Origin of the sequence: Micromonospora eburnea, from assembly GCF_900090225.1 — a bacterium.
Classification (GTDB): domain Bacteria; phylum Actinomycetota; class Actinomycetes; order Mycobacteriales; family Micromonosporaceae; genus Micromonospora; species Micromonospora eburnea.
In genome coordinates, this window is sequence record NZ_FMHY01000002.1 from 3,954,491 (window position 1) to 3,976,551 (window position 22,061).

Consider the following 22,061-nt stretch of genomic DNA (forward strand, 5'->3'; position numbering starts at 1 on the left):
AGGACGGCCCTGGCCGGTGGAGAACCTCCGGCCCTCACGGCCGCTGAACGGAACGCTCACCCTCAACCTGCGCGGAACGGGGCGTCGTGGACCCAACGGGTACGCTCCGGACTGCGTGCCGCGCGGCCAGCGCAGATGCCGTCACGTACCGGCTCCGGCTGGACGATCCTGAACCGGGCGGAGCAGCGCTGTCGACTCGGACCATTCGCCGGACAGGGAGAAGCAACCGGGTGAACCACCAGACGATGTTGTTGTTCGTGCTCGCCGCAGTCGCGGTCATCGTCGTCGTACGGTGGGTGGCCTCGCACACCGGCCTGCCGGCCGCCGCGCTGCTGCCGCTCATCGGCATCGCGTACGCGCTGCTCCCGGGGCCCAACATCAGTCTCGATCCCGGCCTCGTGCTGACCGTCGTTCTGCCCCCGCTGCTCTACAGCGCGGCGTTGGACTCGTCGCTGCTGGGCATCCGCCGGAACCTCCGCATCGTGGTCAGCCTCTCCGTGGTGCTGGTGCTGCTCACCGCCCTGCTGGTGGGAGTCGGTTTCCACCTGTTCGTCGCCGGGGCGACGCTGGCCGCGGGGATCGCGATCGGCGCCGCGATCGCGCCGCCCGACCCGGTGGCCGCGCTCGCGGTGGGCCGGCGGGTCAACCTGCCACCGAAGCTGGTCACGATCATCCAGGGCGAGGGGCTGCTGAACGACGCCACCGCCCTGACGATCCTCAAGGTCGCCGTCGTCGCCGCGGTGGGCAGCGGATTTTCGTTCCCGTCCGCGGTCGGCCAGTTCGTGCTGGCGGCGGCCGGCGGCGTCGCGGTGGGCGCTGTCGTTGCCTGGGCGGTGCGCCTGGCCCGACCGCTCACCGTCGACCCGCTGCTGTCCAACGCCATCTCGCTCGCGACGCCGTTCGTGGCCTACCTGCTGGGCGAGGAGCTGCACGTCTCCGGGGTGCTCGCCGTGGTGATCGCCGGGCTCATCGTCGGCCACCACACGCCCCGGCTCACCTCCGGCGCCAGCCGGTTGCAGACCAGCGCGGTGTGGCGGCTGGTCGACTTCCTCCTCGAGGGCTTCGTCTTCCTGCTGATCGGCCAGCAGCTGCCCACGGTGGTGCGGGGCCTGCACCAGTACGAGACCTCCACCGTCGTCGCCGCGGTCGCCGTATCGGTCGGTGTGGTGCTGCTCCTGCGCCCCGCCTGGCTGGTGCTGATCCAGGTGCTCCCCCGGTCGCTGCACACCCGGCTGGGCGGCACCTCCGACGAGGACGAGCCGGACGAGCCGAGCGGCACGCGGGAGGCCAGGCGGGCGGAACGCAACGCCCGTCGGCTGACCCGCCGCGAGGTCGTGGCGCTGAGCTGGGCCGGCACCCGCGGCGTCATCAGTCTGGCGGCGATCTTCACCCTGCCGCTGACCACCGACAGCGGCGCGCCCTTCCCCGATCGCAACCTCCTGCTGTTCTGCACGTTCGTGGTCGTCCTCGTGACCCTCGTCGGGCAGGGCCTGACCTTCGCGCCGCTCGTCCGGGCGCTGGATCTGCGCGCCAACGACAACGATCAGGCCCGGGTACGCAACGAGGCGCGCTCGGCGGCCGTCGAGGCGGCCCTGGCCCGCCTGGACGAGGTCGCCGCCGAGGAGCCGGACCTCGCCGAGGCCGTCAACACCACACGCGACCAGTTGCAGACCCGCCTGGCCCGCTACCGTGGCCGGCTCGACCTGCTCCAGAGCGTCGAGTCGTCGGAGGCGCCCACCTCGCCGGAGTACGAGGCGGCGCTGCGCATCCGCCGGGCCGCGATCGACGCCCAGCGGGAGGAGCTCCTGCGCTGGCGCGACGCCGGCCAACTGTCCGACGAGGGGCTCCGCATCCTGGAACGCGAACTCGACCATGAGGAGTTGCTGCTGCCGAAACGCGCGCCACGCTGACCGCGGCGCCGTCCGCACGCGACGCGGCGGTCGATCGCCCCCGGGGGGCCGACCGTCAGGCGGTGGCTTCGGTGGTCGGCGACAGGGGCGGGAGCTGCCACGAGGGCTGGGGAGTGCCCCGCCCCTGTCGCCTTGGGATGCCGTCGCCTGGCACCCGTCCGGATCGCGCGGCCAGGGCCGCGCATCGTCACAATTCGTGTCTTCGCGTCAACGCACGAGACGGCGCCACCGCCGCCCGCCTCTGTTGGTCGGATCCGGGACCGGTGGAGTTCCCGGCGAACAACCTGAGGATCCGAACGTCGACGTTTCCGGCGCGCTGAGCCGACCGGCCGTGATCCGCGGGGTCTGACCGCCGGCCTTGACGGTCAAGCGCATCCCGGGCCACCGCGACGCGCGTCCCACTCGACGGCGTTGATGGTGCAGTGCAGCGGCGACGACTGGGATCCGGGAAAGTAGAGTCGCCCCGTCGCGTCGGTGATCTTGAAGTACGCCGTGCAGGCGGCCTCGACCCGGGGCGCCCGTAGCCGGATCCGGATCACCGCGTCGGCCCCTGGTGCCACCTCGTCGAGCTGCACCCGGATCGGCGACTGGAGCCGTCCCGCCACCCCCGGCGCGCCCTGCCGGGTCAGCCAACGGCCACGCCAGGGCACCGGGCCGGCGTTGCGTACCGTCCAGGTCTTGTCGAACACCTGGCCGCACGGCACCACCGTGCCGTCCGGTGGATCCTCGTCCATCAGCAGGCAACAGTCGGCAGGATCGTGGTCGACCGGCACCGTACCGCCGGCCACCACCGGAAACCGGGCGGCTCCGGTCGTACGGCGCAGCCGGGCGTCCCGCAACGACATCTCCCGGCCGACCCGGACCGCCGCCTCCAGGTCCAGGAACTGCCCGAGCAGGGCCTGCCCCGCCCCGAACGTCGTGTCGTACCACTCCACCAGGCCGCGGCTGGGCTTGGTCAGCCCTCGCTCCACCCGGGACAGGTGCCCCTTCCCCCACCCGGACAGGGTCGCGGCCCGGGTCAGCGAGGTCTCCGCCGACTCACGTAGCTCGCGCATCCGCGCCCCGATCACCTCACGCGCCTGCGCCGCCCGCATGTGGCGCCCTCCCCGTGCGTTGCCTACCTCGCCAACCGGCCACCCGTCCCCGATCCTCTGCGGAACCGGCACGTCATATCGGAATCTATAGATCGGAGATTGGACATGACACTGCTGGAGAGGCCGCGGACGGGCACCAGACGTTGGCTCGCCCGCACCGCCCTGGCGCTGCTCGTCACCACCGCCACCACGTTGGGCCTGGCGGCACCGGCTCTCGCCGCCACCGGCACCGTCCAGGCGGCCGGCGGGCTAAACGTCCGCTCCGGTCCGGGCACCGGGTACTCGGTGGTGGGCAGCGTGGCCGACGGAGCCTCGGTCAGCATCGCCTGCCAGACGACCGGCGACTGGGTCAACGGCAACTGGGGCGCCACGAACATCTGGGACCGGCTGTCCAGCGGAGGGTACGTCTCCGACGGCTTCGTCTACACCGGCAGCAACGGCCAGGTGGCGCCGAGCTGCTCCAACAGCCGCGCCGACAACGCGGTCGCCTGGTACGAGGCCCGGCTCGGCTCCACCGCGTACGAGGGCTACTGCGAGATGGCGGCCGAGAACGCGTACGGCCGGACCGGGATCTACGCCTCGGCGATGGCGGACTGGAACGACGCGGTCGCCAGGGGCACCGCCCACCGCGGCGACCTGAACGCGCCCCGCGGCGCCCTGGTCTTCTGGAACATCAGCGCCCCGTACGGGCACGTCGGCATCTCCCGTGGGGACGGCACCTTCGTGGCGACCAGCGTGAACGGGCGGATCGGGTCGGCCTGGCTGCCGTACTACGCCAACTACCTCGGCTGGAGCTGGCCGAACTTCTGACCCCGCACCGGATCGGGACCCGGACGCGTCGACGCCCTGACCACGTGGGTCAGGGCGTCGACGTCGGTGCGCCCAGCCCTGCCCGGCACTCCCCCGCTGGCCGAGCCGGCGCCTGTCGCGCCGTCCCCGGGCTCAGCGCCGCTCGTGGCGACGGACCAGGACGACGTGGTCGACGAGGCTGCCCGTCTGCCCGTCCGGCCCGGTGCCCGTCCGGTGCGCGGCACCGAGCCGGTCGGTGTGCCAGCCGTCGGGGTCGAGGTCGAGCGCGGCCAGGATCTCCTCCGGGCTGGCGAAACGGGCGTGCGGGTGGCTCTCGCGGGCCCACGGCGGCGGCGCGCCGTGCTCGACAACCAGGAGCCGACCGCCGGGCGCGACCGCCCGCGCCGCCGCGCGCAGCACGGCCTCCCGGGGCAGTTCCAGCGGGGACTGGAGGAACTGCGCCGAGACCAGGTCGTACCGGCCGGCCGGGAAGGTCCGGGTCAGGTCGTGGCGGGCCACGGTGATCCGGGAGGCCACGCCGGCCCGGGCCGCCGCGGCGCCGAGCCGGCCCAGGGCGGTGGCCGAGACGTCGACGGCGGTGACCCGCCAGCCGCGCCCGGCCAGCCAGATCGCGTCGCCTCCCTCACCGCAGCCCAGGTCGAGCGCAGCGCCGGGCGGCAGCGGGTCCACCACCTCGGCCAGGACGGCGTTGACCCGGCCGCTCCACACCTGGTCGCGCCGCTGATACAGCTCGTCCCAGAATTGGGCGGTGGTTGCGTCCACCGCCGGTTCCACCGGGTCCGCCCCGCGCTCGGTCATGTTCCCCTCCTCGCCGGCGGACGACTGCCGCCCCGCCCCGGCGATGGTGCTCCGCCGCGCCACGGGCGGCAAGGATCTTTGCCGGTTCGGCAAACGCACGGGTGGTTGGGCCTGGCCACCGGTTGCTGCGGCGCGCCGCTGTGGGATCAGCGGACGATGACCAGGTTGGCCATGTCGACCACCGGCCGGTAACCGGCCACGACCGTGCTCACCACCGGGGCGGCGGCCAGGTGCTCACCCGCCGCGGCAAGGAACTCTCCCGGATCCGTGCAGAACCACAGGCTCGGTCCGGCCGTCGAGGTCGCGCTCATCCACACAAGCTATCCACTCCGATTCACTGAACCTGTCAACCTGGTGTTTCGACGGGCGCTAGCGCAGCTGGTCGCGGCGGCGGGTCAGGTAGGCGATCTCGGCGGTGTTGCCCGCCAGCTCGATGGCTCTGTCGTATGCCGCGCGCGACATATGGCTGCGGCCCAGGCGGCGCAGCAGGTCGGCGCGGGTTGCGTGGTAGGCGTGATAGCCGGCCAACCTGTCGTCGAGACGATCGACGGCCGCCAGTGCCACCTCCGGGCCGTCGAGCTCGGCGACTGCGACGGCTCGGTTGAGGGCGATGATCGGCGAGGGGTCGAGGCGGACGAACCGGTCGTAGAGGGCGACGACCTGCGACCAGTCGGTGTCGCGTACGTCGCGGGCGGAGGTGTGTACGGCATTGATCGCGGCGAGGATCTGGTAGCGACCCGGAGCCACCCCGGCGGCCACCCGTTCACGGACCAGCCGATGACCCTCGGCGATCAGCGTCGTGTCCCAGGCCCCTCGGTCCTGCTCGCCGAGGGGGATGAGTTCGCCGCTCGCCGAGACCCGGGCGGTGCGGCGGGCCTCGGTGAGGAGCATCAGCGCCAGCAGCCCGGCCACCTCGCCGTCGTCGGGCATGAGGGCGTGGATCAGGCGGGTGAGCCGGATCGCCTCGGCGGTCAGGTCGTGACGTACGGGATCGGTGTCGGGGCCGGTCGCCAGGTAGCCCTCGTTGAAGACGAGGAGGAGGACGGCGAGTACGCCGGAGACGCGTGCCGGGAGATCCTCCGCGGTCGGCACCCGATAAGGGATCCGAGCCGCCTTGATCTTGGCCTTGGCGCGGGTGATCCGCTGCCCCACGGTGTTCTCCCGCACCAGGAAGGCGCGGGCGATCTCGGCCACGGTCAGGCCACCGACCAGGCGCAACGCCAGCGCCACCCGGGTCTCCATCGCGAGCGCCGGGTGACAGCAGGTGAAGATCAGCCGGAGCCGATCGTCGTCGATCGCGCCGAGAGGCTCGGGCGGGGCGTCGTACAACAGCTGAGCCTCCTTCTGTTTGTCGGCGCGCTTGGTCTCGCGCCGGATCTGGTCGATGGCCTTGCGGTTGGCGGTGGTGGTCAGCCAGGCGCCGGGGTTGGGCGGCACGCCGTCCTCCGGCCACCGCACGACGGCGGCCGCGAACGCCTCGGCCGCCGCCTCCTCGGCGATGTCGAGGTCACCGAAACGCCTGGTCAGGGCCGCGACCACCCGGGCCCACTCCTCGTGGTGGGCCCGGGTGATCGCCGCCCTGACGTCGGCCGCGCTCACTGGAACGGCCGCACCTCGACCTTCCGATTGCAGGCCTTCGACCCCTCGGCGGCGAGCTTGAGCGCCACGTCGAGGTCGGGGGCCTCCATGATCCAGAAGCCGGCGAGGTACTCCTTCGACTCGATGAAGGGTCCGTCGGTGAACAGGGCCTCGCCGCCCCGGTTGTCGATGACGGTGGCCGTGCTGGGCGAGCCGAGGCCGCCGGCGAAGACCCGGTGGCCCCCGGCGTCGAGCCGTTCGTTGAACGCGCTGATGGCAGCCATCTCGTCCGGCGTGGCGGAGGTGCCGCTGTCGTGGATCACGGAAACCAGGTACCGCATCGTGTGGATCATCTCCTGTGGCTCAGGCGCCCCTCGTGGGCAGCCTCTCACCTTGCTACGAACACCTCCGCCCCGATCCGACACCGCCTCCCGGATTTCTCTCGAAAATCTCCGGTGGGCCGGGTTGTCCGCGAGCCGACGAGATTCCCCTCCCGCCGGCTCGGAAATTCTGGCCTGCGTTGCGCAACGAATCGGCTACCCAGCGCGTCTCTACAAGAGACGGTCAAAGCGGACCGTCCAGGTGAACGGGGAGGCGTATGCGATCCAGCAGAAGCAGAAGAGCGTTGCTGGCCGGGGGAATCGCCGTCGCACTGCTGACGGCCGCGCCCGGCACCGCGGGCGCCCGGCAGGCGGCCGCACCACAGGCGGTCAGGGCGGCGACCGCCACCGCCAAGGCCCAGACGGTCACGCTGATAACCGGTGACCGGGTGACCGTGTTCGGCGATGGCCGCCTCAGCGTCACGCCGCGCAAGGGCGTCACGTACCACAGCTACCGCACCGAGGATCACCGGTACGTCATCCCGTCCGACGCGGTGCCGCTGCTGCGGGCCGACCGGCTCGACCGGCGACTGTTCGACCTCACCGAACTGCTCGCGGCACAGGCCACGCGTCCGTCGTCACTCGGGCTGGTCGTCTCCGGGACCGCCACCGCGCCCGGCCTGTCCGCGCAGCGGCGACTGCCGGCGGTACGGGGCTTCGCCGCCGAGGCGGCCACCGAGACGCTCGCCTCCCGCTGGGAGGCGACCCGCACCGGCCTGAAGGCCGGCAAGATCTGGCTCGACGCCGTACGCCGGCCGGCGCTGGACCAGAGCGTCCCGCTGATCGGCGCGCCCGAGGCCTGGTCGGCCGGCTTCGACGGCGCCGGGGTCCGCGTCGCGGTGCTCGACACGGGCATCGACGTCGCGCACCCCGACCTGGCCGGGAAGGTCTCGGCCCGGCAAAACTTCACCGACGGCGAGGAGGACGACCGCGACCACGTCGGCCACGGCACCCATGTCGCGTCCACCATCGCGGGCAGCGGCGCCGCCTCCGACGGGAGGTACCGGGGTGTCGCGCCCGGCGCGTCGCTGCTCGACGGCAAGGTCTGCGCCGAGTTCGGGTGCCTGGAGTCCTGGATCGTGGCGGGCATGCAGTGGGCCGCCGAGTCCGGGGCGGACGTCGTCAACATGAGCCTCGGCGGACCGAACACCCCCGAGGTCGACCCGCTGGAGGAGGCCGTCAACGCCCTGACCGCGCAGCACGGCACGCTCTTCGTCATCGCGGCGGGCAACGACGGCGGGGACGAGACCGTCGGTTCCCCGGCGACCGCCGAGGCCGCGCTGGCCGTCGCGGCGTTCACCAAGTCCGACGAGCTCGCCGACTTCTCCAGCCGGGGCCCCAGCGCCGACGGCTGGGCGGTCAAGCCCGAGATCGCCGCGCCCGGCGTCGACATCGTCGCGGCGCGTAGCAAGGACGGGTTCCTCGGCGAACCGGGGCAGCTCTACATGCCGCTGGACGGCACGTCGATGGCGACGCCGCACGTCGCGGGCGCGGCGGCGTTGCTGAGCCAGGCCCATCCGCAGTGGAATGCGGCGCAGCTCAAGGCGGCGCTCATGGCCTCGGCCAAGCCGTCGAGCGGCGTCGGCGTGTTCGCGCAGGGCGCGGGTCGGGTGGACGTGGCCCGAGCGGTCACCCAGCAGGTCACGACGACTCCGACGTCGGTGACCTTCGGGATGCAGGACTGGCCGCACGACGAGGACGAGGTGCGCAGCGACGTCGTCACCTACCACAACGGCGGCAGCGCGGCGGTGACCCTGCGGCTCGCGCTGACCACCGACGCGCCGGCCGGGATCTTCTCGCTCAGCGCCGACACGGTCACCGTGCCGGCCGGCGGGCAGGCGTCGGTGACGCTCACCGCCGACACCCGCGCGGGCGGCGACGTGACCGGTGGTCTCGGCGGTCAGGTCACCGCGACCGCGGCCGGCGTCTCCGTGCAGACACCCTTCGGCGTGGTCCGCGACGAGCTCAAGCACGCGGTGAAGGTCATCGCGACCGAGCACGACGGCGACCCGGCCGAGAACGCGCTCACGGTGATCATGCGCAAGGACCGGAGCCGGGAGTACGTGGCCTTCGGCCCGACCAACGACCTGCGCCTGCCCCCGGGCGAGTACTTCGCCTTCACCTGGGTCGACGAACAGGTCGGGGACACCTTCCGCACCTCGCAACTGCTGTATCCGAAGCTGACCGTGAGTGGGCCGCAGACGGTGTCGATGGACGCCCGTGGCGCGAAGGGCTTCGACGTCACGATCCCCGAGCCGGACGCGGTGCCGCTGCTGGTGTCCTACGACGCGACCTACACCGACAGCGAGAACTCCAGCCAGGGCGTCGGGGTCCTGGCCATGGACTTCGCCTCGATCTTCACCAAGCTGGTCGGGCCCAAGCCGACGAAGGGCCTGAGCTCCCAGCTGACCGCCACCCTGGCCAAGGTCAACGAAAACGACAATCCGGCCAGCAGCCCGTACGTCTACAACGTCGGCTGGCACAGCAAGAACGACCTGCTCGGCGGGCTGGTCAAGCACCTGCGGCCGAAGGACTTCGCCACCGTGACGGCCGCACACGCGGCGGTGGTGCCGGGCAGCAACGGCGTGAAACTGGCCTTCCTCACACCATCAGACACCCCCGGCGGCGGCTGGGCGGTCGGCTGGCCCACCCCACTCCCGTTCACCCGCACCGAGTTCTACGCGGGTGACGCGCCGTGGCAGAACGAGTTCATGGCGGAGCTGCCGGCCGAGGGCGACGAGTGGGCGGAGACGCTGAGCGACCACGGCGCGCCGGCCACGTACCGGGCCGGGAAGACGTACCAGGAACAGTGGAACCAGGGTGTGTTCGGGCCGAGCGTGGCGCCGATGTTCCCCGGCGACATGCCGGCGCTGCGCGAGGGCGACACCATGTCCCTCGTGCCCGGGCTGCTCGGCGACGGCCAGGGCCGGGCCGGCTTCGGGCAGTACACCTCGGGGCACGGCGCGGTCTACCGCGACGGCAAGCTGATCGCCGAGTCCACCCGGGGTCCGCAGGTGTACGCCGAGGACGTGGACCCGGCCGCGGCGACGTTCCGTTTCGACGGCAGCCTGGAACGCGACGCGCGCCTGAGCACCAGGGTGTCGGTGAGCTGGACCTTCCGCTCGGCGCACACCGCCGAGCCGAGGGCGCTGCCGCTGACCGCGGTCAGTTTCGCGCCGCCGCTCGACGAGCACAACGTCGGCCGGGCCGGCGGCGTGGGCGTCTACCCGGCCACGATCACCCAGACCGCGGGCTCGGGACCGCTCGTCAAGCTGACCGTGCAGGTGTCGTACGACGACGGGAAGAGCTGGCGGAAGGTGCCGGTGCTGAAGCACGCCGGATCGTGGCAGGTGCAGGTGCCGCACCCGGCGGCGGGCGGTTTCGTGTCGCTCAGGGCGTCGGGTACGGACGCGAAGGGCAACACCTTCGACCAGACCGTCATCCGGGCGTACGAGCTGCGCTGATCACCGTAGGAAGGGGGCCCTGGCGGGCGGCCGTCGGGGCCCCTTCCCGTGTGTGGCGGGTGACCGGTCAGCGTGCCCGCCGGTTGGCCCGCAGGGCACCGAGCAGCACACCGGGGGTGGCCAGCGACCGTGGGTGCGTACGCATGGACACGACCGCGTTGAACCGCCGCGCGATCGACACGTCCGTGGTGGTCGCCGTGACGATCTGCCGGCTGGCCCAGCTGGAGAACCGGTAGCCGCGCGGGTAGGGCCCGTCGACGTGCGGCAACGCCAGGTCGGCGGAGGTGGACATCGACCAGGCGGCGTCGACCACCACCTTCTGCAGGGCGAAGAACCGGCGCGCCGGCACGCCCGGATCCGGGCCGGATCGCAGGTACGCCGACAGGCAGGCCGCGTGCAGGGTCGCCGCGGTCATCCCCTGCCCGTACACCGGGTTGAACGACGCGACGGCGTCACCGACACTGACCAGCCCGGCCGGCAGCCGCCGCACCGCGTGGAACTGCCGTCGCCGGCTGTCGGCGTGGCGGTAGGTCTGGACGTCACCGAGCATCTCGTTGCCGGCGACCTCGCCGAACTCCGGTGGGAACTGCTCCCGCAGCCGGCGTACGAAATCCTCCGGGGTGCGCCCCGGCCGGTTCTCCCCGTACCCGGCCATCATGGCCATCCACCGGCCGTCCTCGACGGCGAAGAACGCGGCACCGGCCACGTCCGACGACAGCCTCGGACTGTGCAGCGCCAGGACGAGCGCCGGGTCCGGGTTCGTCTGGGGGCGCCGGAACAGCGCCGTCGCGTAGTTCAGGTTCACGGTCATCCGCCGGGTGACGGGACGGTCCCAGCCGGCCTGCTCCAGCCACTCGGACAGCCGGCTCGACCGCCCCATGGCGTCCACCACGAGATCACCGGACGCCACGCCCGGCACCCCACCGACGTCGTAACGGACCCCGCTGGTCACGGCGCCGTCGAACACGAGACCCGTGGCGCGGGCGGTGACCGCCCTGACGTTGGGCAGTCGGAGCACGTGCTGGCGGATCAGACCTTCCAGGAGGGGCCGGCTACCCGTCAGGCTGTCCGCGTCGTCGGGTACCACCACCTTCAGCCGGCCGTCGAGATAGTTTCGCCGGGCCGCGGGCGGGGCCTCCACCGCCCCCTGGGCCAACGCCTGTTCGCGGAACCCGGGGAGCAGGCGTTCGAGCTGGAGGAAGCCGCCGGGCAGCAGCGCGTGCAGTTGCGTCCCCTGCGGCACACCGGGCCGACCGCCGTGTGCCCGCAGGTCGTCCCGGTCGATGACGACGACGCTCTCCGCGTGGTCGGACAGCACCCGGGCGGCCAGCATCCCGGCGACGCTGCCGCCGAGCACGATCGCCTTGCCGAGGACCGGGTACGCCTGATCGGGTGGTCGCACCGCGTTCAGCGCGGCGAACACCCGGGCCGGGGAGCGGAACATTCGGGCTCTCCAAGGGGTGCGACGTGTGCTGCCTGTTCCCGTACGTGCAATCGGCCGAGGCGCACCACGGCCGGCGGCGCCGGCCGGGCGGCATGGCGCCCGGCGATCGTCGCACGGGCGCCGGGCAGCGACCCAGCACAATGTGGAGTTTCCGTCAGCGATCGTTGGCAACGAGTGGGCTGTTCGTACGGCCGTACCCGCACGATCCGGCCGTCACCGCGCCCGTCCGGTGGCCCAGACCTTCCGCAGAGCGTGCCGACGGGGCAGGATGATCCGGCATGAGAGCACTACGTCGTACCCTGGCCGCGATCGTCGCGACAACGTTCGCGCTGCTGGCGACATCCGCCCCCGCGGCCGCCATCACCGGCGGCGAACCCGACGGCAACCGGCACCCCAACGTGGGCCTGATCATGTTCTACGACGAGACCGGCCGCTACCGTTGCTCGGCCACGCTCGTCTCGCCGACCATGGTCCTCACCGCCGCGCACTGCACCCAGGGGACCATCGGCAAGACCCTGGTCACCTTCGACTCGGTCATCGCCGAGGCGCCGCCGAGCCCGTTCCCGGCGGCGGCGAACCCCGGCGCCGGCTACACGGCGGCGGAACTGGCCGCGGCGGGTTACCTGTCCGGCACGGCCCACACCCACCCGCAGTACTCGGACTTCACCGACCAGGCGAACTGGAACGACGTCGGCGTGGTCGTGCTGGACAAGCCGGTGACCGGCATCGCTCCCGCGACCGTGGCACCCAGCGGCTACCTCGACCAGTTCGCGCAGCCGAAGCTCAACAAGACCATCTTCGAGGTGGTCGGGTACGGCACCGAGGTCCGCAAGCCGGAGTCGGGTCCGCAGAAGCCGGAGCCCATGAGCTACCCGCTGCTGCGCCGCTACACCACCTCGCCCGGGCAGAAGCTCACGCCGCAGATCCTGCAGATGAACGGCAACCCGAACGACGTCCGCGGCGGTGGCGGCACCTGCTTCGGTGACTCGGGCGGCCCGTCCTTCCTGAACGGCTACCTGGTCACGGTGACCAGCTACGGCTACACGGACAACTGCCGCTACCTCGGCGGCTACCAGCGGGTCGACATCCCCGTGGTCCAGAACTGGCTCGCCACGATCCGGTAACCGTCCCGGCGGGTGCCTCCCGCTGGAGGCACCCGCCCTCGGGTCAGTGGGCTGCGGCGGCACCGCCGGCCAACTCGACGATGAGGTCGGCGGCCCGCCGCGCCCCACCGGCCTGCCGCAGCTGTTCACCCCAGTACCGGCTGCGCCGGGCGAAGGTGTCGTCGGAGAGCAGGCGGCGCAGCTTGGCGGTGATCTCATCCGCGCCGAAATGCGGCGGCCGGTCGACGGCGAGCCCGACGCCGGCGTCCACGCCCCGTGCGGCGAGGTCGTAGCAGTCCAACCAGAACGGCATCACGAGCAGCGGCTTGCCGAAGTGGATGCCCTCGTGGAAGCCGTTCGCGCCGCCGTGGGTGACGAAGACCCGCACGTGCGGGTGGGCCAGCACCTCGGACTGGGACGGCAGCCACTCCTCCAGCCGTACGTGCGCGGGCGGCGGGCCGGGCAGCAGGGCCCGCTGCGCCGCCGGTAGCTTCCACAGCACCCGGTGTCGCGGGCCGAGATCGGCCAACGCGGTGGCGAGCGCGGTCACCTGGTCACGGGACAGCACCGCGAGGGTGCCCAGGCCGACGTAGACCACCGAGGGGTGCTCGTCGAGCCAGCTCGCCAGATCGCTGCCGGTGCTCGCGCCCGGCGCCTCGCGCTCGACCGCCGTCCCCAGCATGTGCAGATGGTCCGGCGCGGAGAACGGGTACTCGATGCCGAAGACCGAGTACCCGAAGACGGCCGCCGCCGCGGCACTGTACCGCTCCAGGTCGCCGAACGGGTTGGCGATGCCCAGCGACCGGCGGTACCACGCCGAGCCGAGCAGGTTGGTGCGGGTGAGCAGGGCGAGCTGGAGCCGGAGCCGGAACGCCACGTTCGCCGCCAGCTGCGCCGGACGCATCCGCCGAGGCAGGCCGGAGGTGGGCGTGGGGTAGCTCCACGGCAGGCGGCGCAGGTAAAGCATGCTGACCGGGAACGGGACGCTGAGCACGAACGGCACCCGCCGGGTCATCGCCGCGTCGAGGGCCGGCATGTGCAGCGCGTCGATCACCATCAGCCCCGGATCGAGCTTGTCGATCAGGTCGAGCAGCCACGGGTAGTGCTCGCCGGCGACGGATGGGTGTTGGAGCAGCCGCATCGCCGCGACGAAGCCGTCCGTGGTCCGCGGCCCCCTGGTCATCGCGGTGTAGACGGACTCGTCCGGAGCGTAGTAGGTGGGACCGGACGAGGCGAAGCGCACCGGGCTCGCGCCGGAGACGCGTTCCACCCGCCCCCTGGCCGCCTCCTCGGACGCGAACCACAGATCCGGTACGCCCCGGTGGGACAGCTCGCCGGCGATGGCCAACAGCGGGCTCATCTGGCCCGGCTGGGCGGGACTAGCAAAAAGGATGGATTTTCCAGATCCCAACGCGTTCTCCCCGTGACGTCTGGCTTTTCACAATCGCAGACATCCACTGAAGAGATTCTGGACAGCATCGATGTGACGGCCGCCACGTCTTCCGGGCCGACGTGGTTGCCGTCACCGCTGACCTGGCGCGACGTTCGGGACGACGGACGGGCCGCCCGCCCACCACGCACGATGGGACAGGCGGCCCGGCCGTGTCACGCGTCCCCGAGGCCCCGCTCGATGGCCGCGATGATCTGCGGGCGCAGCTCCTCGGGCCGGATGATGGCGTCCACCGAGCCGACCTGGACCGCGCGCTGGATGCTGTGCACCCCGTCGAACTCGGCGGCCACCTCGCCCAGCTTCTCCGCCCGTACGGTGGCCCGGACGTCCATGAGCTGCGTGACCAGGGCCGCCCGCTCGCCACCGGTCGCCGCGGCGACCCGCGCCTCCAGTTCGGCCACCCGCGGATCCTTCGCCGTACGCGCGTTGACGTCGCTGGCGAACACCACGGCCGCCGCGGGCGCCCCGCCGATGACGGACGCGAACGAGCCCTCCACGGCGAGCACGGTCATGTTCGGGTTGAGCGCCTTGGAGAACACCACGAAGGCACCACCGTGGTACCGCGAGATCACGCAGAACACGATCGGCCCCTCGAAGTTCACGATCGCCCGGCCGATCTCGGCACCGTACTCCAGCTGCAACTGCCGCATCGACTCCGGCGAGCCGTCGAACCCGGACAGGTTCGCCAGCACGACCAGGGGCCGGTTGCCGCTGGCCGCGTTGATCGCCCGCGCGGCCTTCTTCGACGAGCGCGGGAACAGGGTGCCCGCGGTGTAGGTGTCCGGGCCGTCGGTGGGCGGGAACCCGCGTCGCGGCACCGACCGGGACTCGATGCCCAACAGACACACCGGGATGCCGCCGAGGTGGACGTCCTGCACGACCGCGGTCTCGGCGTCGGCCATGCCCGCCCAGCGCTCCAGGATCGCGTGGTCCTGGTCGGCCAGGGCCCGCATCAGCGTACGAATGTCGAACGCCTTCTTGCGATCGGGGTTGCGCTCCCGGGAGAAGATCTCGCCGACGGTCGTGAAGTCGCTGTCCGGCACCGAGTGCGGGTAGCCGGAGATGTCACGGTCGACCGGGTCGGTGGTGACCGCCCGGCGCGGCCGGGTCTCGCCGGGTGCGATGTAGGTGTGGTCGTAGTGCGCCATCAGCACGTTGCGGGCGGCCCGCAGGTCCGGCGCCCAGTACTGGGCCTGGCCGTTGGGGCCCATCACCCGGTCGTAGCCGCCGATGCCGAAGTTGTCCTCGGCCGACACCCCACCGGAGAAGTCCAGCGACTGCTTGCCGGTCAGCACCATCGCCGAATCCGGGGTCATCACCAGGATGCCCTTGGTGTGCATGAGCATCGTCGCCTCGGCGTTCCAGTACGGCTGGGCGCCCACGGTGATCCCGGCGACCACGATGTTGATCTCGCCGCCCTGCTGGGTGAACTCCACGATCCGCTTGAGCGCGGCGGCCACCCAGTCCATGTTCTCGGTGCCCGAGCTCATCGAGATCCGCGCGCCCGCCGACAGCGCGAACCAGTCCAGCGGCACGCGCATCCGCTCGGCCAGGTCGAGCGCGGCGATCACCCGCGCGCACTCCGGCTCGGCCAGCGCGCCCAGCGCCCTGGTCGGGTCACCGAGCAGCACCACCCGCGTGACGCCTTCGGGGTACCGCTCGGTCGGCGTGCTCACCACACCGACGACGATGCCCGCCTTGTTCTGCCCCTTCGGCCGTTCGACCGGAGCCAGCGCACCGGTGTCGTCCAGGTCGTACTCGGTGAAGGTGCCGTGCTGGCCGGCCAACATCCCGGTCAGCTCGTACGGGTACGTCGTGCCGCGCCGGCGCGCCGAGAGCACCTTCTGCCGGTAGTCGTCGAGCGGCTGGATCGGCTCGTCCGTCGGCTCGGTCACCGACACCTGCATGCCCGCGTCGTAGGAGATCTTGACCGCAATGTCGGTCAGTTCGCCGGTGGCCTCGTCGCGCTGGCGGCCGAGGAACAGAACCTCCTCCAGGCCCGCGCCGGCCGTGATCGGCAGTACGCGCTGGGCAACGGTGTTCAGCTCGTCGATGGTCAGGTCGTTCGGCGGCCAGACATAGATGGTGATCCGGTTGGTGTCGAACCGCTTCTTCACGGGCCGCCGCGCCTGCACCTTGCGGATCGCGTCGAGGCAGGCGTCCAGCGCGCCCTCGACCGCGGGCAGCGCGAGGATCCGGCCGTCGGCGTCGCGCAGCGGCGTCAGGTCGCGGACCTGGGCCATCGCGGTCAGCCGTTCGTCGGACGGGTTGTTCGGGGCGACGCAGTGGAAGAGGTAGACCTCCTCGTCCACCGACGGCAGCCGGGTCAGGTCGAAGTTGCGCAGCCTCGGCAGTTGCAGTCGCTGGGCGATCAGCGGGTGCAGCCCGCGGATGACCCGGTCCTCGCCGATGCCGGGCCGGAACGTGAACTGGTGGTGCATCGCCGTGCCGGTGCGTCCGGCCACCGACATCGTCACCCGCTGGAACACGTCCAGCAGCCCGGCGTGGTCGATGATCTCCCGCAGGGTGGTGGCCATCGTGTCCGTGTCGGGCTGGTCGGCCCAGGTCAGGTACACGTCGGCGACCGACGGCTCCGGGCCGCGGCGCGGCGTCGGACGCGCCGAGCCAGGGCCGTCGCCGGAGTCCGCCAGTCCGACGACCTGCTCCAGCGTCGCGGACAGCTCGGCGAAGTCCGTGGCCGCCGCGACCAGCCGGAACCGCTCGCCGTCGCGGTCGTACTCGGCGGTGAAGAACGAACGCCCCGCCACCTCGACGGTTCGCGCGTCGCTCGCACCGCGGTTGCCGTAGTAGCGGCGGCTGAGCACCTCGAGCATCGGGCCGTGGTCGGCGTCCGGCTTGCCGATGCGCTGACCGAGCAGCCGGACCAGCGGCTCGGACGAGGCGACCATCTTCGCGATCCGCTCGGCACGGTCGGCCGCGTCGGGGTTCTTGTCGAGGTGGCGAAGGTGACCGCGGACGCCCGCGTACACCTCGGCCCGCTTGCGGCGCAGCATCGGCTGGGCGGCCCACCGGAAGACGATGCTGCGGGCCAGGTCGCCGACCACCGGGAACCGGAGCTGGGTGGCGAAGATCAGATGCTCCAACGCCTGCCCGACCAGCTCGCGCAGCCCGTCGCCGGGCAGCGGCTCGGTCAGCCACTGCTTCAGGAAGGCGACGATCACCGAGACGTCAGCCGACGCCCGCCGCTGCGCGAGGAAGATCCGGAACACCGCCTCCTCCAGCGCCGGCGTACGCTCGAAGTCGTTGACGCCGTAGTGGGAGAGCACCCGGGCGAGCCGGTTACGGAAGGTGTCCGGCAGCGCGGCGCGCTCGACGTCGAGGCACTGCAGGTACGCGTGGAAGTACTCGCGCGGGCTGTGCACCCGGGTGTCGGCCCGGGTCTCCTCACCGACCGGCCGGTTGCGGCTGAGCTCGGAGAGGTCGGCGAACACCTGCAGCAGCTCGACCTCTTCTTCGAGCGGGCGGTGGCTGAGCTCGGCCCGCGCGGCCAGGTAGTTGGACAGCGCCCGGCGCTCGTCGCGGGGATCGAGGTCGTAGCCGAGCAGCAGGCTGCGCAGGTCGGCGATGCCGCGCGCGACCCGGGCCTCGGCGGACAGGCCGGCCGGCTCGGGCGGCAGCTCCAGGTCGACTCCCTCGGTCTCCGCGGCCTCACCGGCGGCTTCGTCGCCGACCGGTTCCAGGCGCATCAGCGGCGCGCCGGTCTCCACCTGGCTGCCGACGGTGACCAGGCATTCCCGCAGCTTCGCCCTGAACGGCGCGCGCAGCACGGTCTCCATCTTCATGCTCTCCAGGACGAGCACGGGCGCGCCCGCCTCGACCTCGGCACCGACCTCCAGCGGGGTCGCGACGACCAGCGCGGGCGCCGGGGAGCGCAGCACGCCGCCCTCGTCCCGGCTGACCCGGTGCGTGATGCCGTCCACCTCGACCAGGTGGATGGGCCCGTGCGTGTCGGTGACGAGCCGGAAACGCCGGCCGTTGACCAGGATCCGACCGGTGTGCTGGTCGAACCGCTCAAGCTCGGCGTCCACGGTGGACACCTCGCCGATGCCGACGCGGAACCGGCGGGGCCCGGTCTGCGCGACGGTCACCCGGTAGCTCGCGCCGCGGAGCTTGAGGTCGATCGGCCGGCCGCTCTCGTGCTGGACCTGCGGGCGGCCACCGTGCGCGGTGGACAGCAGCCGCTGTCGCTCGACGAGCGCCTCGTCCTCGTACGCCTCGATCGCGGCTGCGGCCAGCGCGATGCCGGAGTGCTTGGTGGAGACCAGCCGGCCCTGGGTGCGGACCCGGTCGATCCAGCCGGTGTCCGCACTGCCGTCGATCACCTCTGGTTGGTCGAGCAGGTCGAGCAGGAAGCTCTTGTTGGTGGCGCCGCCCTCGATGATCACCGTCGTCTCGGCGACCGCGCGCCGCAGCCGGCCGAGTGCCTCGTCCCGGGTGCGACCGTACGCGATGATCTTGGCGATCATCGAGTCGAAGTCGGCCGGAATCAGGTCGCCCTCGCTGACCCCGGTGTCCACCCGGATGCCCGGGCCGCTGGGCAGCGCCAGCCGGACGATCCGGCCGGGCGACGGCGCGAAGTCACGGTCCGGGTCCTCGGCATTGAGCCGGGCCTCGACGGCATGCCCGGCCTCGGTCGGGATCCGTTCACCGAGCCGGCCGCCGGCCGCCACGTGGATCTGGGCCTTGACCAGGTCGAATTCGGTGGTCGCCTCGGTGATCGGGTGCTCGACCTGCAGCCGGGTGTTGACCTCCAGGAAGGCGAACAGCCGCTCACCGGGGTGGTAGAGGAACTCGACGGTGCCCGCGCCGCGATAGTTCACGGCCAGCGCGAGGCGTTCGGCCGCCGCCTTCAGCTCGCGGGCCTGCTCGGGGGCGAGCACGGGCGAGGCCGACTCCTCGATGACCTTCTGGTTGCGCCGCTGCACCGAGCAGTCCCGGACACCCAGCGCCCACGCGGTGCCCTGGCCGTCGGCGATCACCTGCACCTCGACGTGCCGCGCACCGGTCACCAGGCGTTCCAGGAACACGACGCCGCTTCCGAACGCGCGCTCGGCCTCCAGGCTCGTCCGCTCGTACGCCTCGGTGAGCTCCTCGTCGCTGCGGACCACCCGGATGCCCCGGCCACCGCCACCCGCGGTCGCCTTGAGCATCAGCGGATAGCCGATCTCGGCCGCCGCGCGCTTGGCCGCGTCCAGGCTCTCCACCGCGCCACGGCTCCACGGCGCCACCGGAACGCCGACCTCCTCGGCGATCAGCTTCGCGCCGATCTTGTCACCGAGCTCGCGCATCGCCTCGGCGCTCGGACCGATGAAGGTGACACCGGTCTTCTCACAGAGCTCGGCGAAGGCCGGATCCTCGGCGACGAACCCCCAGCCCACCCAGGCCGCGTCCGCACGCGTCTCCACCAGCGCACGCTCGAGGACGACATGGTCGAGGTAGGGGCGCGCCGACGCGGGCCCGAGGCAGTAGCTGTCGTCCGCCTCGCGAACGAAGGTGGCACCGCGCTCGGCTTCGGTGTAGAGCGCGATGGTCTCGATCGGCGGGGCCCCGGACTCGGCATTGAGCTCGCGAACGGCGTGGATCAGCCGCATGGCGGCCTCTCCCCGGTTGACGATGGCGATGCGGCTGAACACCGAGTAACCCTCCCAAAGGTTCGTTCCCAACACAACGAGGACTCCCTCGGGTGGCGGTCCCCGTCACAACCTTCGCCGCTACCGGCCGGTATGTAACGGTCGAACCCGCCAGCCGGGGAGGGCGAAAGTTTGTGGACACCCGCCAACTCCACGGGTGTGCCGGTATACCTCCCGGTGACGGTCCGTGAGGAGGCGGGTCGACTCCCCACCACAGTGCCGACGACCGGCGCTGTCGGTGATGGGACGGATACTACGAGCCATGCGGGCATGCCGGTCGGCAGTCGCCGGCCGCCCCTGGCCAGACAGCGAGTCCACCATCCCTGGAAGGTACGCCGATGACCGAGACCGCGACCACGACCGGACGGCGAACACCGGCCGAGCCGCCAGGCCGGCAACGAGCGGATTCGGTGCTGCCTGAGCTGAGGGCGATGTGGTGGGAGACCGGGGTCCGCGCCCGGGCGGAGGCCGGCCTGTTCTCGGTGTTCGCCGAGTTGCCCCGGCTGGTCTGGGCCGCCCTCGCGGTCAGCTGGCGCGCCGATCGCGTCCGGACCCTGGTGGTGGCGGCGACCACGGTCGGGGCGGGGGTGATGGCGGCGTTCGGGCTCCTCGCCACGCAACGGGTGCTCGTGGAGCTGTTCGCGGGGGACCGACCCCGGACAAGGTGGTCGCGGCACTGCCGGCGCTGGCCGCGCTGGCCGCGGTGACGGCCGTACGGGCCGGCATGGCCACCGCGATGGGATACGCGCAGAACGGGCTCAGTCCGAAGGTGGACCGGGAGGTCGAGCGCGGCCTGTTCGAGGTGACCACCGCGGTGCGGCTGGAGGCCTTCGACGCCGACGCGTTCGCCGACGACATGGAACGTGCCTCCCGCGGCGCGGACTCCACCACGTCGCTGGTGCAGTCGTCGATGAACCTGCTCGCCGGCCTGGCCGGGCTGCTCGCCGTGGCCGCCGCCGTCGTGGTGATCCACCCGTTGCTGCTCGCGGCGCTGCTGGTGGCCACGGTGCCGAACGCCTGGGCCTCGCTGCGGGCCGGGCACCTGCGCTACCAGACCTACGCGGCCGGCTCGGTCCGGCGACGCCGGTTGTGGCTGCTGCACCGGCTGATGGCCGAACGGGAATCCGCTCCCGAGCTGCGCTCCTACGGGCTGCGCCGGTTCCTGCTCGACCAGTACGACCGGGTGATGGGCGTGGAGACCGGCATCCAACTCGCCCTGGCCCGGCGGGTCACCACGACCACCACCGTGGGATCGATGATCACGGGGATCGCCACCGCCGTGGTCTACGTGCTGCTCGGGCTGCTGCTCGTCGACGGGCAGATCCCGCTCGCCGCCGCCGCGACCTGCGTCGTCGCGGTGCAGTCCGCCCAGCGTTCCCTGTCCGTCGTCACCTTCCAGGTCGACCGCGTCTACACCGAGGGTCAGCACTTCCGCGACTACACCGGCTTCATGGCCCGTGCCGTCGCCTACCTGCCCGACGAGGCCACCCCCACGACGGGCGACACGCCGGACCAACTGCGTGAGGTGAACGTCGACGCCGTCAGCCTGCGCTACCCCGACCGGGACACCCCGGCCGTCGACCAGGTGACACTGACGATCCAGGCTGGCCAGACCGTGGCGTTCGTCGGCGAGAACGGCTCCGGCAAGTCGACCCTGGCCGCGATGATCGCCACTCTGCGGACGCCCACCGGGGGCACCATCCGCTGGAACGGCCGGCCGCTGGCCGAGTGGGACGTCGACGCGCTGCGCGCCCGCATCGCGGTCGTCACCCAGGAGTACCACAAGTGGCCCTTCACCGCCGCGACGAACATCGCCGTCGGCGACATCGACGCCGAGCCCGGTCAGCCCCGCATCGAGGCCGCCGCCGCCCGCGCCGTCGCCCACGACATGATCCGCGAGCTGCCCCACGGGTACGAGACACTGCTCGACCGCACCTTCGCCAACGGCCAGGATCTCTCCGGCGGACAGTGGCAACGCATCACCGCCGCCCGCGGCTTCCTCCGCGACGCCGAACTACTGATCATGGACGAGCCGTCCTCCGCCCTCGACCCCCGCGCCGAGGACGCGCTCTTCCAGGCCATCCGCGACCGGCAGGGCCGCGCCACGACCATCCTCATCACCCACCGGCTCGCCAACGTCCGCCATGCCGACCGGATCTACGTCCTGCACCACGGCAGCCTGGTCGAGGCCGGCACCCACGACGAGCTCACCGCCGCCCGCGGCCGATACGCCGAGCTGTTCGCGCTCCAGGCCGCCGGCTACGACACCACCCAGGAGGCCGCCAACCCGCCGCTGCCACACCAGGCCACCGCCGCCTGACGGACAACCGCCGCGACCCACCCCGGCGGAGCGGCGGCGGTTGCGGGTACGCCGTCATT

12 protein-coding genes and 1 pseudogene are annotated in these 22,061 nt (G+C 72.1%); 5 read left to right on the forward strand and 8 right to left on the reverse strand.

The window, feature by feature from the left end; all coding sequences use genetic code 11:
• Positions 1-230: 230 nt before the first annotated feature.
• On the forward strand, positions 231-1,910 hold the full coding sequence (locus tag GA0070604_RS17720; RefSeq protein WP_244161967.1) for a Na+/H+ antiporter: 1,680 nt from the start codon (positions 231-233) through the stop codon (positions 1,908-1,910).
• Positions 1,911-2,275: 365 nt separating this feature from the next.
• Here GA0070604_RS17720 and GA0070604_RS17725 read toward each other — a convergent pair whose 3' ends face one another.
• Positions 2,276-3,004 (reverse strand): NBR1-Ig-like domain-containing protein, encoded by a 729-nt coding sequence (locus tag GA0070604_RS17725; RefSeq protein WP_091119211.1) that lies wholly within the window; start codon positions 3,002-3,004, stop codon positions 2,276-2,278.
• 105 nt (positions 3,005-3,109) lie between these two features.
• Between GA0070604_RS17725 and GA0070604_RS17730 the strand changes: the two genes are divergently transcribed.
• Positions 3,110-3,814: an SH3 domain-containing protein gene (locus tag GA0070604_RS17730; protein ID WP_091119215.1), complete on the forward strand. Its 705-nt coding sequence runs from the start codon at positions 3,110-3,112 to the stop codon at positions 3,812-3,814.
• 132 nt (positions 3,815-3,946) lie between these two features.
• Here the strand turns inward: GA0070604_RS17730 and GA0070604_RS17735 are convergent, their stop codons facing one another.
• The 4 genes from GA0070604_RS17735 to GA0070604_RS17745 form a co-directional block, all read right to left on the reverse strand.
• The gene (locus GA0070604_RS17735; RefSeq protein ID WP_091127223.1) at positions 3,947-4,612 is read right to left on the reverse strand and encodes a class I SAM-dependent methyltransferase; all 666 of its coding nucleotides are present in this window, start codon (positions 4,610-4,612) and stop codon (positions 3,947-3,949) included.
• Positions 4,613-4,758: 146 nt separating this feature from the next.
• The gene (locus GA0070604_RS32490) at positions 4,759-4,923 is read right to left on the reverse strand and encodes a hypothetical protein (protein WP_167363370.1); all 165 of its coding nucleotides are present in this window, start codon (positions 4,921-4,923) and stop codon (positions 4,759-4,761) included.
• A 58-nt stretch (positions 4,924-4,981) separates the two neighbouring features.
• Positions 4,982-6,211: an RNA polymerase sigma factor gene (locus GA0070604_RS17740; protein ID WP_091119219.1), complete on the reverse strand. Its 1,230-nt coding sequence runs from the start codon at positions 6,209-6,211 to the stop codon at positions 4,982-4,984.
• A complete protein-coding gene (locus GA0070604_RS17745; protein WP_091127224.1) occupies positions 6,208-6,531 on the reverse strand; it encodes a YciI family protein in 324 nt (107 codons plus the stop codon). Before GA0070604_RS17745 ends, GA0070604_RS17740 begins: the two co-directional genes overlap by 4 nt.
• A 257-nt stretch (positions 6,532-6,788) precedes the next feature.
• Here GA0070604_RS17745 and GA0070604_RS17750 point away from each other — a divergent pair, with 257 nt between their 5' ends.
• A complete protein-coding gene (locus GA0070604_RS17750; protein ID WP_091119223.1) occupies positions 6,789-10,034 on the forward strand; it encodes a S8 family serine peptidase in 3,246 nt (1,081 codons plus the stop codon).
• Between the two features lie 67 nt (positions 10,035-10,101).
• On the opposite strand, the gene GA0070604_RS17755 is transcribed toward GA0070604_RS17750, so the two are convergent.
• Positions 10,102-11,478: an FAD-dependent oxidoreductase gene (locus GA0070604_RS17755; RefSeq protein WP_091119226.1), complete on the reverse strand. Its 1,377-nt coding sequence runs from the start codon at positions 11,476-11,478 to the stop codon at positions 10,102-10,104.
• A gap of 278 nt (positions 11,479-11,756) precedes the next feature.
• Between GA0070604_RS17755 and GA0070604_RS17760 the strand changes: the two genes are divergently transcribed.
• Positions 11,757-12,602: a S1 family peptidase gene (locus GA0070604_RS17760; RefSeq protein WP_091119230.1), complete on the forward strand. Its 846-nt coding sequence runs from the start codon at positions 11,757-11,759 to the stop codon at positions 12,600-12,602.
• A 43-nt stretch (positions 12,603-12,645) separates the two neighbouring features.
• On the opposite strand, the gene GA0070604_RS17765 is transcribed toward GA0070604_RS17760, so the two are convergent.
• Positions 12,646-13,941, reverse strand: coding sequence for a glycosyltransferase (locus tag GA0070604_RS17765; protein ID WP_091119233.1), 1,296 nt, complete (start codon positions 13,939-13,941; stop codon positions 12,646-12,648).
• 245 nt (positions 13,942-14,186) lie between these two features.
• Complete coding sequence (locus GA0070604_RS17770) at positions 14,187-19,685, reverse strand: ATP-binding protein (protein WP_091119236.1); 5,499 nt, start codon at positions 19,683-19,685, stop codon at positions 14,187-14,189.
• 428 nt (positions 19,686-20,113) lie between these two features.
• Between GA0070604_RS17770 and GA0070604_RS17775 the strand changes: the two are divergent.
• Positions 20,114-22,002, forward strand: a pseudogene (locus tag GA0070604_RS17775) (ATP-binding cassette domain-containing protein).
• The last annotated feature ends 59 nt before the right edge of the window (positions 22,003-22,061 follow it).

Excerpts from the sequence above, each read along its gene's own strand:
- GA0070604_RS17760 (WP_091119230.1), top strand. The coding sequence starts at position 11,757 with ATGAGAGCACTACGTCGTACCCTGGCCGCGATCGTCGCGACAACGTTC.
- GA0070604_RS17765 (WP_091119233.1), bottom strand. The coding sequence starts at position 13,941 with ATGAGCCCGCTGTTGGCCATCGCCGGCGAGCTGTCCCACCGGGGCGTA.
- GA0070604_RS17730 (WP_091119215.1), top strand. The coding sequence starts at position 3,110 with ATGACACTGCTGGAGAGGCCGCGGACGGGCACCAGACGTTGGCTCGCC.
- GA0070604_RS17745 (WP_091127224.1), bottom strand. The coding sequence starts at position 6,531 with ATGCGGTACCTGGTTTCCGTGATCCACGACAGCGGCACCTCCGCCACG.
- GA0070604_RS17725 (WP_091119211.1), bottom strand. The coding sequence starts at position 3,004 with ATGCGGGCGGCGCAGGCGCGTGAGGTGATCGGGGCGCGGATGCGCGAG.
- GA0070604_RS17750 (WP_091119223.1), top strand. The coding sequence starts at position 6,789 with ATGCGATCCAGCAGAAGCAGAAGAGCGTTGCTGGCCGGGGGAATCGCC.
- GA0070604_RS17735 (WP_091127223.1), bottom strand. The coding sequence starts at position 4,612 with ATGACCGAGCGCGGGGCGGACCCGGTGGAACCGGCGGTGGACGCAACC.
- GA0070604_RS17755 (WP_091119226.1), bottom strand. The coding sequence starts at position 11,478 with ATGTTCCGCTCCCCGGCCCGGGTGTTCGCCGCGCTGAACGCGGTGCGA.
- GA0070604_RS32490 (WP_167363370.1), bottom strand. The coding sequence starts at position 4,923 with ATGAGCGCGACCTCGACGGCCGGACCGAGCCTGTGGTTCTGCACGGAT.